The sequence below is a fragment of the Litorivivens lipolytica genome (assembly GCF_014191715.1).
GTDB lineage: Bacteria > Pseudomonadota > Gammaproteobacteria > Pseudomonadales > Spongiibacteraceae > Litorivivens > Litorivivens lipolytica.
In genome coordinates, this window is the sequence record NZ_JACHWY010000002.1 from 585182 (window position 1) to 599177 (window position 13996).

The 13996-nt window shown below is 54.9% G+C and carries 16 protein-coding genes; 7 read left to right on the forward strand and 9 right to left on the reverse strand.

The window, feature by feature from the left end; translation table 11 throughout:
* Nucleotides 1-78 precede the first annotated feature (78 nt).
* Nucleotides 79-837 carry a maleate cis-trans isomerase family protein gene (locus tag FHR99_RS11020; RefSeq protein WP_183410703.1) on the reverse strand — a complete coding sequence of 253 codons (759 nt, stop codon included), beginning with the start codon at nt 835-837 and terminating at the stop codon, nt 79-81.
* Nucleotides 838-943: 106 nt separating this feature from the next.
* Between FHR99_RS11020 and FHR99_RS11025 the strand changes: the two genes are divergently transcribed.
* From FHR99_RS11025 to FHR99_RS11035, 3 genes are all read left to right on the forward strand, one after another.
* Nucleotides 944-1657, forward strand: a complete 714-nt coding sequence (locus tag FHR99_RS11025; protein ID WP_183410704.1) for an SDR family oxidoreductase — start codon at nt 944-946, stop codon at nt 1655-1657.
* Nucleotides 1658-1903: 246 nt separating this feature from the next.
* On the forward strand, nt 1904-2779 hold the full coding sequence (locus FHR99_RS11030) for an SDR family NAD(P)-dependent oxidoreductase (RefSeq protein WP_183410705.1): 876 nt from the start codon (nt 1904-1906) through the stop codon (nt 2777-2779).
* A 14-nt stretch (nt 2780-2793) separates the two neighbouring features.
* Nucleotides 2794-3225 carry a nuclear transport factor 2 family protein gene (locus tag FHR99_RS11035; protein WP_183410706.1) on the forward strand — a complete coding sequence of 144 codons (432 nt, stop codon included), beginning with the start codon at nt 2794-2796 and terminating at the stop codon, nt 3223-3225.
* A gap of 1 nt (nt 3226) precedes the next feature.
* Here the strand turns inward: FHR99_RS11035 and FHR99_RS11040 are convergent, their stop codons facing one another.
* The 5 genes from FHR99_RS11040 to FHR99_RS11060 all read right to left on the reverse strand — a co-directional run bounded on the left by FHR99_RS11040 (nt 3227) and on the right by FHR99_RS11060 (nt 8731).
* Nucleotides 3227-4789: an FG-GAP repeat domain-containing protein gene (locus FHR99_RS11040; RefSeq protein ID WP_183410707.1), complete on the reverse strand. Its 1563-nt coding sequence runs from the start codon at nt 4787-4789 to the stop codon at nt 3227-3229.
* Nucleotides 4774-6090 (reverse strand): MFS transporter, encoded by a 1317-nt coding sequence (locus FHR99_RS11045; protein ID WP_183410708.1) that lies wholly within the window; start codon nt 6088-6090, stop codon nt 4774-4776. Before FHR99_RS11045 ends, FHR99_RS11040 begins: the two co-directional genes overlap by 16 nt.
* A gap of 123 nt (nt 6091-6213) precedes the next feature.
* On the reverse strand, nt 6214-7044 hold the full coding sequence (locus tag FHR99_RS11050) for a hypothetical protein (RefSeq protein ID WP_183410709.1): 831 nt from the start codon (nt 7042-7044) through the stop codon (nt 6214-6216).
* Nucleotides 7045-7075: 31 nt separating this feature from the next.
* A complete protein-coding gene (locus FHR99_RS11055; protein ID WP_183410710.1) occupies nt 7076-7873 on the reverse strand; it encodes an SDR family oxidoreductase in 798 nt (265 codons plus the stop codon).
* A gap of 3 nt (nt 7874-7876) precedes the next feature.
* Entirely contained in the window at nt 7877-8731 is an 855-nt protein-coding gene (locus FHR99_RS11060; RefSeq protein ID WP_183410711.1) for an NAD-dependent epimerase/dehydratase family protein, read from the reverse strand.
* 107 nt (nt 8732-8838) lie between these two features.
* On the opposite strand from FHR99_RS11060, the gene FHR99_RS11065 reads away from it, so the two are divergent.
* Nucleotides 8839-9300 (forward strand): VOC family protein, encoded by a 462-nt coding sequence (locus FHR99_RS11065; protein WP_183410712.1) that lies wholly within the window; start codon nt 8839-8841, stop codon nt 9298-9300.
* Entirely contained in the window at nt 9301-9936 is a 636-nt protein-coding gene (locus FHR99_RS11070) for a hypothetical protein (protein WP_183410713.1), read from the forward strand.
* On the opposite strand, the gene FHR99_RS11075 is transcribed toward FHR99_RS11070, so the two are convergent.
* Nucleotides 9933-10352 (reverse strand): DUF2141 domain-containing protein, encoded by a 420-nt coding sequence (locus FHR99_RS11075; RefSeq protein WP_183410714.1) that lies wholly within the window; start codon nt 10350-10352, stop codon nt 9933-9935. The two genes, FHR99_RS11070 and FHR99_RS11075, sit on opposite strands and share 4 nt — an antisense overlap.
* Before the next feature lie 88 nt (nt 10353-10440).
* Here FHR99_RS11075 and FHR99_RS11080 point away from each other — a divergent pair, with 88 nt between their 5' ends.
* Nucleotides 10441-11439 carry a LysR family transcriptional regulator gene (locus tag FHR99_RS11080; protein ID WP_183410715.1) on the forward strand — a complete coding sequence of 333 codons (999 nt, stop codon included), beginning with the start codon at nt 10441-10443 and terminating at the stop codon, nt 11437-11439.
* Between the two features lie 132 nt (nt 11440-11571).
* Here FHR99_RS11080 and FHR99_RS11085 read toward each other — a convergent pair whose 3' ends face one another.
* Nucleotides 11572-12471, reverse strand: coding sequence for a DUF4437 domain-containing protein (locus FHR99_RS11085; RefSeq protein WP_183410716.1), 900 nt, complete (start codon nt 12469-12471; stop codon nt 11572-11574).
* 202 nt (nt 12472-12673) lie between these two features.
* Here FHR99_RS11085 and FHR99_RS11090 point away from each other — a divergent pair, with 202 nt between their 5' ends.
* Nucleotides 12674-12970 (forward strand): hypothetical protein, encoded by a 297-nt coding sequence (locus tag FHR99_RS11090; protein ID WP_183410717.1) that lies wholly within the window; start codon nt 12674-12676, stop codon nt 12968-12970.
* A gap of 50 nt (nt 12971-13020) precedes the next feature.
* On the opposite strand, the gene FHR99_RS11095 is transcribed toward FHR99_RS11090, so the two are convergent.
* Complete coding sequence (locus tag FHR99_RS11095) at nt 13021-13989, reverse strand: hypothetical protein (protein ID WP_183410718.1); 969 nt, start codon at nt 13987-13989, stop codon at nt 13021-13023.
* Nucleotides 13990-13996 lie beyond the last annotated feature (7 nt).

A 13996-nucleotide genomic window follows, 5' to 3' on the forward strand; every position in this document is an offset into this window, starting at 1 on the left:
TCGGGCGCCAGTTCAGTTTGGGGGAGGAGCGAACCGAGAATACTCCGGCCTGAACTGGCGCCCAAAGAGGGTATTAACTCAATGTTCTGCCAACAGCGAACCAAAGCCGCGCACACGATCGGGAATACCGTTGTTGCGCAGCGCATGCCAGAACGTCAGCGCATTGATCGCCAGTACCGGTTTGCCCAGTTCCTGTTCCAGCTGGGCAGCCAGCTCAACAAAATACAGGTTGGTGCCGGCTTGCAGGATCAAGTCCACATCGTCGCCGTCGACCTCGCGTACCAGTTGGCGGGTTTTGCCAAAGTCTTCGTGGGCGATGGTCACCGGGCTATCGGAGCAGTGGCCCTTGATGCGCACGACTTCATAGCCGATATCACCGAGGAATTTCACCACCTGATTGTCGCCCACCGGCATATAGGGGCTGATGACGCCAATGCGTTTTACCCAAGGGTAGCAGGCCAAAGCATCGAGTATGGCCTGGGCGCCGAAGGTGATGTTGCAGCCACCGACCTCTTGAGCAATCTGGTTGTAGCGCTGGAATTCGCGATCTGAGCGCTCTTTGCCATCCCAGAAGGTTTCAGCGGAGTATCCGAAAATGACGTGATCCGGCTGGCAGGTCAGTGCATCGCGAAGCCCCTGTTCGGTTGCCGCGCCAATGGCCTTTACCATGTTCACAAAGTCGTCTTCATTCTGAACATTGAAGGGCGGAATCACGCAGGCGCGAGTCGCGAGCACCACGCCGTTGGGACACATTTTGTGGTACTCGGTTTCTACCGCGGTATTGGTAGAGGGAACCAGTACCGCGAACTTTTTGCGGTATCCGTAGTAATCAGTCATGACGCATTCTCTGGCGGAAACGGCTCTTGGTGGGCCGGGGTGCTTATGTTAATGTAATAAAGATATAACAATAGAATTAATTGCGCAAGTTGAACCCGGAGAATGTATGAATTCTACAAGTGAGAAGATCGCGGTCGTTACCGGCGCCAATCGCGGTATCGGGCTGGCGGTGAGCCGTCAATTGGCTGAACAAGGTATCCGCGTCCTGGCGGGATGCCGACGGCCGGATGCGGCAGACGATTTGAAGGCACTGCAATCACAGGGGCTGCCGATCGAGGCGGTTGCGCTTGCGGTAGATGACCGGGGCTCGGTCGCGGCACTGGCGAAAGCCGTCGAGCAACGCTTTGGCGGCCTCGACATTCTGATCAACAATGCCGGTGTGGCCCTTGATCAGTGGCAGTCCTTTTTTGAACTGTCGGCTGACTGTTTGCGGGAAACACTGGAGACCAATGTGATTGGCGCTTTGCACTGCAGCCAGTTACTGGTGCCGCTTATAAAGCAACGCGGTGTGGGCAGGGTGGTGAATGTCTCCACCGAACTGGCGTCCATGGGCGAAATGCAGATGGGCTCGACGGTAGCCTACCGCAGCTCAAAAGCCGCGCTCAATGCCATGACGGTGCTGCTGGCGAAAGAGCTGGAGAAGGACTTTCCCGAGATATGGGTGAATGCAGCCTGCCCCGGTTGGGTGAAAACCGAGCTTGGTGGTCCCGATGCACCGCGCACGACTGATGAAGGCGCCGACACCATTGTGTGGTTGGCGACGCTGGAAGAGCGGCATAACGGTGGCCTTTTTCGCGATCGGGCGCCCTATCCCTGGTGAGTTCTAACAATCTGTCCCACTTGTAATCTCTATTGGCAGGCGTTGCTTCTAAGATCTTTTGATGGGCAGGCGCAGTATTCGAATCTTAATCAAAGCGCCTGTCATTGCGAGCACAGCGAAGCAATCTCCTGACAGTGGCAGCATCATCACGAGATTGCCGCGTCGCTGCGCTCCTCGCAATGACGTTGTTTTTGATTTGTCTCGTCGTTTGCCCCCAAAACCTTATCAAAATAATAGAGGTGGTCTATGCAAGATTTTAACGGGAAAGTCGCGGTTGTTACCGGTGGTGCCAGTGGCATCGGCAAGGCGCTGGTAGGCGCTCTGCTGGATGAAGGTGCCAAGGTCGTAATTGGCGATGTTGAGCAGAAAGCGTTGGACGTTGTGCTATCCGAGCTGAACGGTCGCGGTGAAGTCAGCGGGGTGGTGACAGATGTGTCCAATCCGGATTCTGTCGAGGCACTGGCCGAGCAGGTATTCAAGCAGTACGGCGAATGTAACTTGCTGTTCAACAACGCCGGTGTTGCTGCGCCTTCACTGAATATCTGGGAAACCAAACCCAATGACTGGAAATGGGTTCACGGCGTGAACGTAATGGGGGTGGTGCACGGTATTCAGTCCTTTGTGCCGCGCATGATTGCTTCCGGTAAGGAAGGCCATGTGATTAATACCTCCTCCGGTGACGGGGGCATCTCCCCACTGCCTTACCAATCGGTCTACGCATCCAGCAAGGCGGCGGTTTCCTGTATCACCGAATGTCTGGCGGCGCAGTTAGTCACTGAAAACACCAACTTGCGCGCGTCGATTTTCTATCCCTCTGGCGGTGTACTCGCCACAGGTATTTGGACGACTGAGCGCAATCGACCAAAAGATCTGGCGGTAGAGCGCGAGCCGGTACACGTACCTTCCGTTGAAGAATTCAAGGAAGCAGCGAACGCAGCGGGAATGGAATTGAATTTTCAGGACCTTGATGAGTTGGCTCGCTTTACGCTGCAGGGTGTGAAGGAGCAGCGCGTCATTATCATGCTGAACAGTGAAGAAAGCGTGGCGACCCTGCGTGATCGCGCCGATCGCTACGAACGTTTTGAATTACCGATTGATCTGGCCGCCGTGCCGCAGATGTAAAAAGGAATTGAGCGATGTCGACTGAAGAAAATAAAGCGCTGGTAAAGAAAATGTGGCAAGCGCTGGCTGAGATGGATTGGGATACCATGAAAAGCTGCATGCATCCGGAGATTTTCTATGAGGATGTGCCGACCGATGACGTGGGTGCAAAAGGCCCGGACAATTGTGTGAAACGTCTGCAGATCGCGTTTAACCATCTATCAAAGCAAGAGCAGACCACTCACCATTTGGCTGGCGACGGCGATATGGTCTTTCTCGATCACACAGAGAAGTGGACCTTCACAAGTGGTGAGACCGCGCAACACCGGTTTTGCACCATGCACGAAATCAAGGATGGGCTGGTTTATCGCTGGAGTGACTTTTGGGACATGAACAAGTTTGTCGGTCAGTTCCCTCAGTGGTTTCTGGAGGAAATGATGAAGTCCACCGAAGCGGACTTCAGCTAAATTATTCGCGGTCTATTTTCTCATAGCGATAAATAGACAGTTTTCCCGGCGGCAATTGCAAGTCGTCGGGGCTGTCTGTTTCTGCCGGATCCATATCCAGTGAGTTGTGTTGGGCCGCGACAATCTCATTCAGGCCGTCGCCGTCGATATCGGCGACGATGGCCATGCCGAACATCTTAGCTTCGTCCACAATATCTTCGCGAAAACTCCCGTTACGTTGCTGAATAAAGGCGTAGAGCTTGCTGTTGCCGTCGCCGGGTACCGCGACATCGAGCAAGCCATCGTTGTTGATATCACCGACGTTAAAGATGCCGGGCACCCCTTGGCTGGCCGGATTTCCGTAGTACAGTGTGACGCCCATATTCTCAGAAATAACGTGTTTCTCCCACTGGCTGACCTCGGTGGGGTTGTCGGGTATTTCAAACCAGTAGATACCGGGCGGCACGATGACGTTGCCGTCTTCATCCTGCCAGCGCGGGTCGCCGTCGTTGTTGTGGTTGTCGACGACCAATTCGTCTTTGCCGTCGTGGTCGATATCGACAAACTCCATGTGATAGCCAAGGCCAATGGTGCTGTCGATGATATGGTATTTCCATTCACCCGCGTAGCCGTTGGATTCCGCCGGCGCGGTAACGTTTTCCAGCCAGACGATGGACGGATTGAGGCTTGGTGGAGGCACTGTTTCATAGCTATGGTTAAAGAACTGCGTCAGAACGATATCCTTGTCGCCGTCGTTATCAATATCGTGCAGTTTGACGAACACCCCCCCGATGCTGCTGACCTCATTGCCGTCTTTGTCCTTGGCGATTATCTGGTGGTAGTCAAAGCTGCCGGGTGAGGTTTGCCGATACCATTCCACTTTCAGCTCTTCGCTGCCATTGGGTGATCCCATCGGATTAAGTGGATTTTGGGTTTTTCCGGAAGTGGTCACAATATCCTGCAGACCATCGCCGTCGAGATCGGTCTGATCTGACTCATGCCAGAAAAACAGGCCGTTGGTAATCGGCGTGGTGTGCGACAGCGAAAAATAGTTGTGGGTAGGGCGTGAGCCTGCATTGATCTCGTTGCCGTCCAGCCAGAAGTGGGCGCCGCCGAGGGTGCTGAGAAAGCCGGTTTGCACAATTACGTCCAGCTGGCCGTCACCATTGATGTCAAATAGCTGGGGTGTATTGATAAAGGGATAACCTTGGGGATCATCGACGCCGATCAGTATGTCTTCTTCCCAGGGGCCTTCAAGGCAGTTGTTGCCGGGCGTGTCGCAACCACTGGTATTGAATTTTCGCAGCGCGCCACGAGAAGCGGAGTTGGGCGGCCCGGGTGGCGTCTGCTCTACCAGCGTTGAGAGAAAAATATCGAGACCATTGTCGCTGTTACCGTCCAGGTCACCCACCGCCAAAAAGGCCGACGAGGTCTGTTTGGTTTTCACCGGATATTCCACATAGCCGTATCCGGGCATTCTTGCGGATCCCGCGGCAACGGGTGGCGGTGATGACGATGAGTTGCTGTCATTACAGGCGGCAATGAGTGGCAGAGTCAGTGCTGAAAAAATCAGGCGGTAGCGCATGATGTGGTGTCCTCCACAGGATCCGGTTTTCTTATTTTGTTGTTGACCAGAATGGCCCAGATAAAAACGACGGCATTTAAAAAGCCAAACAGCACAAAGGGGGCTGCAGGTGAGATTGCCCCAAACATCCAGCCGCCACCGGCGGTGCCAACCATAATACCGATGGCACCGGCGGTGCCGAAAAAGCCAATCACGGCGCCGCGCCGCGCGGCGGGGGCTTGCTGACCAACCAGCGCTTGCGAACTGACAAAGGCGCTTATCTCGGCGACGCCCATTACACCCAACAGGGCAAATACCCAGGGTGCGGTAGGGTCGTCGATAAAGGAAACGGAAAGATAAACGGCAGCTGCCAAGCCAGAGGCTAACATCACCGCCGTGCCGCGACGGATGCGGTCACTGATAAAACCCATCAGAATGGCGCCGACCATGGCGCCGCTAACGGTAGTCAGTACGCGCGGAACTGCCAGTTCCTGCATGGCCTGACTCGGCGCCATGCCCAGATTCTGGGTGCCAAACTGGACTAGCCACAAGCCCATAAACGCACCGGTAACCGCGAGATCGCCCCGGGAAATAAAAGCAGCGCCATAAGACAGCGCCACGCCGTGATCCTTTGCGGCGGCCAGTCCGTTTTTCAGCATTTGCATAACGGGTTCATGCTCGGTGCTGGGCCGTTTTACGTGAGGTGCCAGGCCTATCAGCACGACGACGGTTCCGACAACTCCCATCGCACCGCCAATGGCAAAGGTCATTTGCTGAGCGGCAAGTTCGGTCATGCCCTGTTTGGCAAAAACACCGGGCATAAAACCGAGAATAGGGGGAATAAACGCACCAATGGTGGCGATAAAACCCTGCAAACCGTTGGCTTTGCCGCGATCTGCTTCGCTTGCGTAGTCCGCAATGACGGTAACCATCATGCCGATCATGGCGGCACCGCCGAAGGCGACGATCAGGCGGTAGGCAATCAGTTCGCTAACACTGTTGGCATAGGGGTAGAGAAAGAAACCGAGGGCGGTCAGCCCCAGCCCGATGGCATACACACTCTTACGACCAGAGCGATCTGCCATGACACCGAACAAGGGCATCATGGCGATTAATACCACTTCCTGCAGGGCGGCCAGCAGACCGGTCAAGGAGCCTTGATCGGCGATGGGTATATTCATCACCGCCAGCAGGCCCGGTTGCAGCACGGCGAGGGCACCGGCGTAGCCTGATGAAATCAGGGCAGCCAGCAAATAGGCCACTAAGTGGCGGCGTTTTATGCCGTCGGTGAGGGTAATGCCTAGAAAGCGGGTTGGGAGCATGTCTGTAGGTTCCTTTACCCCTCACCCCAGCCCTCCCCCATGGGGAGAGGGAGTTGGCCGCATTCCGTTCCAGCTTTCGGGTCCCCTCTCCCCACGGGAGAGGGTTAGGGTGAGGACAGTTTTTTAATACTTACGCGTTTTGGCTATTTGCTCATCGCCCAGACGCATTTGGATCATCTTTTCAACCTGATCTTCACCAAAAACCTGCGCGGCCAGTTTGTTCATCGGATCAAGCTCGTATCCCAAACGGCGCACTGTGTGATCGTATTTTTGCTGCGCTACACGCTCGGTTTCCGGCGTCGGCGTAGCATTATCCAGCCAGCCCAACCAGCGGTTCAGGAATTTGTAGGCGTACTCTTCGAGCACATCGATGTTCTTGTCTTCCAGCTCGGCGCTCAGGCTCAGTGCAGACGGCGACAACAGGGCACGCATATAAGTGCCGTGGCTTACTGACCATTGAAAATCCGGGTGACCGCGCAGGGCCAGAAAATCTTCGTTGGCTTCGCCACCGTAGTACTTTTCCAGGTACTCGGGGTTGGTGCGCAGATCTTTTCGGGGTACCAGATCAAAGTAGAAAAACAGTTTGGGAATGGTGCCGAAAACCATAATAAAGTGGGGTACGTCGGTTTCCTGTCCCAGAAAGGCAGTGGCGTTCATATCCAGAATGCTGGCCTTGCGATTGCCCAGCCAGGAGCTGACCAGCCAATCCATACCCTCGCCGGTCCAGGATCGATACGACCCTTCGAACTCACCGTTAGGAGAGGTGTAGTACTCACGACCTTCGCAAGTGGGGTCAAGTTCGATATTGGGAAAGCGCGCAGCGATTTTGTCCTTGATGTCGGTCAGGATATTCCAGCTTCGCTCCCAGGCCTTGCTTACGTCTACATTGGGGTTTTCAGCCAGAAATTGGTCGATGGTTTTGGTGTCAGCGGTTTTTGCAGCGTTGGCGTTCAATGGGTGATCCTCGTTTTATTCGGTAGAAAAGTTACAGGCCAAAGGCTTCGAATTTGTCAGGCTGGCTAACGAATCGACTCAGCATCATGCGCTTGGCAATCTTGGCGCCGGTCAGCCAGCGAATTTTGGTGCCGGATTTTTCGGTTTTCAGAATCTGGTCAACCAGATAGGGCGATACGGTTTCTACCGTGTCGCACAGGTTGTTCATGGTCTTGCGATTCTTGTTGAAGTTGTTGAGATCGGCTTTGGCCTCACGCACCACAGCTTCGGTGATCACCATGCCGGGACGGATTTTGCCGATCACCAGCGGAGAGTCCTTGTTCTCTTTGATCAGGGCGTCAGTAAAGTAATTCAGGCCGCGCTTGGTGGTGCCGTAAATACCGATGCCGGGAAAGAACTCTCCGTCGCTGCCGCCGCCAAGCATATTGAAGAGTTTGCCGTGGCCCTGTTTTTTCATGCCACTGATGGCCACTTTGGAGCCGAAGATAGTGCCGAACATATTGGTGGTCACCATCGCCTGAATTTCTTCGTCGGGCGTTTCTAGAATGGGCCATACGGTGCGTGCCAGACCGGCGTTGTTGATCCAGATATCCACACTGCCAAACTCGGTAACCGCAGCGTCCCAAAGAGCTTGTACCTGATCTTTTTCTGAAACTTCACAGGGGCGACCAGATACAGTGCCGGGCTGTGAGCCGATTTCAGCGACGGCCTCATCAATCGCCTGCTGGCTGCGCCCGGCGATCATCACGTTATGACCGAGGCGGGCAAACTCTGCGGCCAGTCCGCGACCGATACCTTTGGTGCTGCCGGTAATGACAACGTTAGCCATGCTTCAAGCCTCCAGCAGGGCGGCATTGGGATCTTCGTGCTGAACCCGATAGCCGGTGGCGTAGAGTTTGTCGGCGGAAATCTTGCGGTTGGGCGCTTTAATCTGATTCAGGAATTCCAGTCGCGACCAGCCTTCCTTGTCGCAGATCGCATCAAAAATCTGCTGGTTGGTGGGCGGCAGGTTGTCGTTGTCGCACACGTTGTAAATGCCGGTCAGGTCGTTTTCCAGGGCGTGAACCGCCGCGTTAACCACATCTTCAAAATGGATGGTGTAGAGCGGGGCGTCTGCACCAAACAGCGCTTTGCCACCAAAGTAGTCGTGAGCCAGTTTTACCCGTTGGGTAAAGGTCATATCGCCGGGAGCACCGTGAATATCGGGCAGGCGCAACACGCAACCACCCTTCACGCTTAGGGCGTTGCGCTCGGCAGCCTGATAGTACTTGGAGGAAGGTTCTTCGTGATTGCTGGTGGGCGTCTCTTCGGTAATGGGGTCTGTCCCCAAACCGCCATCGCCGTAGACCGAAAAGGACGACAGGAAAATTACACGGTCACAGGCCTTGGCGGCGCTGGCGAGGGATTTCTCCAGTACCTCGTGATACTGGCTTTCGCGCTCTTCCTTGGTGCGGGTATTTTTTACGTTGGGCGCGACGGTAGCGATGATGGCGTCGCAGCCTTGGGCGGCGGCAATCACTTTATCGGTTTCGCTGCCTTTAAGAACGGCAACTTCATCGGCTAGGCTTTGCAGCTCTTCTACCTTGCCGGGGGTGGTGGTAGTGCCCACAATCTGGTGACCGCTGGCGCGCAGGCGTTGGGCAATGGCTTTGCCGGCATGGCCCATGCCGAGAATCATGACTTTCATGTGCATCCTTTGTCGCGAGTGCCCAGACCAGATTTGGCGTTGGGCCTTGGTTGTTTTTCAGATATAATGTTATATCAATAGTACATATAAACCAGAGGGAGTCAAGCATGGCGAGTGAGAACCCGGCGGCAGCCTTGAAAGACTTTATTGTCGGCCTGCGCCATGTGGGTCATATCGTGGAGGATCTGCAGGCCAGCATTGCCGACTTTCGCCGAATTTACGGCCTGACCGACGAAGACATCACCGTACTGCCTCCCTTTGGTCAGGAAGCCCCGGCCCGCTTTGGTTTGCTGAATGTGGGCGGCGTGGAGTTCGAGCTGATTGAACCCATCAGCGACGACATGAAAGCCACCCTCAACGCGGTGACCAGTGGCGCCGGGGGCATTAACCATGTGGCCTATGTGGTAAATGATATCGATGCGGCGATGGCGGTGCTGGCAAAGCAGGGCATCCGCCCAGGCCATGTAACGCCGGATGGTGTGGTGGATACCGGCCGTACCCGAATCGCTTACCTCAATCCCGCCGATACCAGCAGCTTGCTGATTGAGCTGGTCGAGGTGTACGGCTAGATGAAAACCCTGTTCGACATCTTTCCGGTGGATGCAGGGGAGACTCTGCACAGTGAGGGTCGATACCGTTATTGCCTGAACGGCGAATTGACTGATATCCACGAGCCCTGGATGCGCTACCAATTGCCTGATGGCGGCCAGGTGATTCGCACCAGCCGCAGCGATGGCAAGAGTTTTGTGCTGGGGGTGAAGTGCTGGATACAAGCCAATCGCACCTATGCTTCGCTGTTCTGGGCTAATGCAAGCGGCTATTGCACGGCGAACTATAGGGTTAACGGCGAATCCATGCGCTGGAATCTCGATGGTGAGACGCCAGAGCAGTTGGAGCTTGATCGGCCGACGCAGTTTTTTCCGCTGATGCGGATTTTCAGCGGGGAAATCTTATTGAGTTTGCTGGCCAATGGTGGCTCGGGCCAGGTGCTGGTGCCCTCGATCAAATCGCCGGAGCGGCGCGAGACTCTGTTTCGCCCTTTGTTTAGTGAGCGCTCGGTTGAGGCGTTGGGGAGCAATACCTATCACTATCGCGGTGGCGAGTACGACGATGGCGCGCGCTATGAATTGAATGATGAGGGACTGCTGCAGCGCTACAGCTGGCAGCAGTCTGAGAATCAGTTCTGGGAAGTGGAGTTGGTTTAATCCATCTTGATCTCGATAACGGTGCCCTCGCTGACCTCAATTTCGGCCTTGCGGTATTTCGGCGGCCCAAACTTGGGTCGGTGATCGTTGGATAAACCCACGGGCTCTTTGGGAATGCCGATAAAATTGGCATCCAGTTTTTTATTGTCGTTTTCGTCGTGGTACACCGACAAAGCGTAATTGCCGGCCTCCAGTTCAATGGGAATGATGACAGTTTTTGCGGAATCCCCCGGCTGCAGTTCATAGCGCTTGCTAAGCACGGTGTCATCCGATAGCCAGGTGTCTTCGCTGTCGTAAACCTGAACAACCAGACCACCCTTGTCTGAGGAAATCTGGCTAACGTTCACATTAATATCCAGCGCCAGCACGGGTGTGCTGATCAGCAGTGCGAGCAGGGTGGTCGATATTTTCTTCATGGTTTTGCTTCTCTTGTCGTTGATTGACGCACTATTCAAATATAGCCATAGTGCTATTAATAAACCCTTAATATAGCTATTTGCTGTTATGAAAAGTCTGACTCCCGTGCCCCGCCTTGCCGCTCGCATCGGTACCCTGCGTCGTTTGGAGATACTGCTCAGAGTGGCAGAGTCCGGGGGTATTGTCAGCGCAGCCGAGCAACTCCATTTGACCCAGCCCAGTGCCTCGACGCATCTGCGCAAACTCGCAGACGGTATTGATATGCCGCTCTACGAATTGGTGGGGCGACGTGTACGCTTGACCGAGGCCGGAGAACAGGTGGTTCAGGCGGCGCGGGAAATATTCGGTTCCATTGAACGCTTGGAAATGCGTCTGAATGAATTGCAGGGCATGCAGGCGGGGCGCTTGAGTCTGGCAGTGGCCAGCAGTGCCAATGCCTTTATTCCCCATTTGCTCGGGCCATTCTGCAAGCGTTTCCCGGGTATTGAAGTAGATCTTCAGGTGGGTAATCGCGAGCAATTGCTGGAGCGACTTGAGCATAATCTGGATGACTTCACCTTTGTCAGCGACCCTCCCCAAGATGCTGCGCTGGAGGCGGTGCCGCTGATTGCCAATCCTTTGCTTGTTATTGCCTCGCGCGATCACCCGCTGTCGAAAAAGCGAAAACTGCAGTGGATGGATATCGCTAACGAGCGTTTTGTGGTGCGCGAAACGGGCAGCGGCACCCGTCATACCGTCAGCCAGTTTCTGGCGGAGCAGGGCTTTGAGGTCAGAGAGCAGATGACTATTGCCTCCAATGAAGCCCTGAAACACGCGGTGATGGCCGGCCTGGGTCTGGCCGTGGTGTCGGGCCATATACTGGATCAGGGGGATCGGGAGGATCTGTCGATTCTGCCGGTAGAGGGTTTTCCCCTGCAGCAGTTTTGGTATCTGGTGAATGCAAAAGAGCGGGTTACCTCGGTGGTAGCCCGCACCTTCAGGGAGTTTTTGCTGGGTGACGGCCTTGAGATTCTCAAGGATGGCTTGAGTCATTGGGAAAAATATCATCGTCCGAAACTCCCCAAACAGCCGCCTATTGCATCGTAAATATAGCTGCGTCATTGCGAGGAGCCACGCGACGAAGCAATCTCCTGATGTTGGCGCCACCTTTAAAAGATTGCTTAGCATGCCCCGCGAAGCGCTGTGGGTACGCAATGACGACAGGTTCTATTAGGAGGGTTACTGATACCCCGGATCTTCCATAGCACCGATAGAGCGAGACCGCACTGGTTGCAGCAGTGCTGGCTCGGCAGCATCGGGGTGCTCTGAATCAGGGCCCCAGTTAACCGGGTCGCCTTTCATCTCCACGCGGGCGTTGTCGGTGTACCAATCCACCAGATCGCCGTCGCAGCGCAGCAGCCATACGGTGCCTTCTTCGCCGGCGGTAAAGTCACCGTGGCGAACCAGTGCCGGACGGAAGAAGTAGGTGCCGGGCCACATTTCACCGTAGTTGTAGTGGAAGCTGCCTTCCAGACAGTAGGCCTCTTCATAACAGGGATGGTGGGCCAGCGGGTGCTCGCGCCAGTTCGGCTTGGCCTTAATCAGGCGAGTGTAAAAGCCGGTTTTTTCGTCGCGGAACAGCATCTTGATATAGAGGCCGGGTACCGGCGTGCCGCCCAGATCAAAGCGCATGGGGCTGCCGTCGACCACGTCGATCCAGTCCATGTCGGCGGTGTTGGCAATCACCAGCTTCTGGTCTTCCCGGACAAAGTCCTTGTCCTTGTCGGTGACTTCAAACTGCCAGTCGCCGTACTCGCGGAAGTAAAGAATTTCGGTGCCTTTCTTTACTTTGAGGGCTGGCGCTACCACGCCGGCCGGCGTGCACCAGTAGCCGCCTGGCTTCAACACGGTGTCGCCGATGGTGACTTCACCTTCCAGTACGTACCACTCGGTCTGGGCGTTGTGGACGCCGGCCGGGCGCGACCAGTCGGTGGTGAACTCGATTTTGGCAGAGACTGAGCCATCTTCTTCGTCGTAGCTCAGGTTGCGCTGGCGGGCTTCGCCTTCGGCACAAGGGGCAATTTCGGCGATGTGCCAGATCAGATCTTTCTCATCAATCAATTCAACGTGTGGGCGCATGGTTGTCCTCTGGTTCTTGTAGTGGTGCGACTCGATGGGAAGACTATAGGTGAGCAAGGTAATAATTAAAAAGATATTTTATTTATAGACTGAATAGTCAAAAGGCTATCTATAATATTCGCGCCCCCTGTGAACCACTCAAGAATCGGCTGCGTATACACCGGCAACAGCGCCTGCTGACAATGCAACCGAGGAGATCATTGTGAACCTGAGCATTTTCAAAACCATTGCCATTCTGTTTGTGGCCCTTGCCGCCACCGTAGTGCAGGCGGGCGTTCGCCCGGAAGCTTTGCAGCTCAAAGGGTACGACCTTGCGCCTAATGGAGATCGCCTGTCAGTGTATGCGGTTCACTGCAGTAATCGAACCGAGCCGGTAATCAGCTCCGCGGAGGGTGTGCGGAAGTGGTGTTCTGAAGGCCAGTGTTTCCGCGACAAGATTGCTGCGGCTAAAGCGGCTTGTGAAAACAGTTTTCGCGATCGGGTCGCTCAGAGCAAGTAAACAAAAAAGCCCCCGCAGAGCGGGGGCAAACACAGGAAGAATTTTAAGCCTTAGCCTTCAATATAATTGGGCTTCAAAACGTAATCCTTCTCTTCCCACTCCAATACCCCAAACGTCATATATTTTTCATGGTGGCTTTCGTGGAATTGCCACATGGAGCATAGACTGTATTGATCATCCAGCATGACGTCGCGGGTGGTGAATTTGAAGGCTTCGCCCATAAAGTGGTGCAGGGCGTAATGGTAGCGGCCGTAGCCGATGGCGTTGCCGAAGACATCCGGGCCGTGAAACTGGTGGTGGTTGCCAGTGCGCGTGCGCTCGAAGCTGAATTCGCGGTTGACCACGCCTTCGATTTTCACGTGCATGGTGGCGCGATTCAGGTTGATCGGCATATAGTCGATAGTGACCTTATTGACGCCCACCTTTTCCTGATCCGTGTTGTACACATCCATTTCACCGGTCCAGGTACCAGAGTGTTTCTGTGGCAGGTAGAAGGTTTTCTTACCTGCTTTTTTCTCGTTTTCCAGAAAATCTGCGACGAGCTTTTGGGTTTCGGGGTTGGTCTCGTGGTCAAAGGTGCGGATGTACAAGCCGTTAAAAGCCGCTACCAGCGTGTCGCCTTCAAACATTTGTGAGGAGTAAACCTGTACGCCGCGATCATCCAGTACGTGGTTGATGGTGCGCAGGTTCACGTTCCAGCCCGGCGAGAAGTAGTTGGAATCTACAAAGGGACCGAAGGGGCGGCCGGAACCGATAAAATCAGGGCCGGTATAGATACGGTCTTTGTCGGAGTCGATTACACCAAATTCAAAGCGGCCCGTTTCAAAACGGTTGGCCAGCTCGCCGGCGGCGTCCAGCGCTACGTCCATCCAGTAGGTAGTGCGACCATCCTTGAATTCACTGGCGCGTGTTACCTTGTTGTAGCCCACGTGGGTGCCATCGGGTGTGAAAATGGAGGGGTAGCCGTGCCAGTCGCCGGTGATATTTTTTTGAAATTCGCTAGGTTGCTTGTCGCTCATGGTGGTT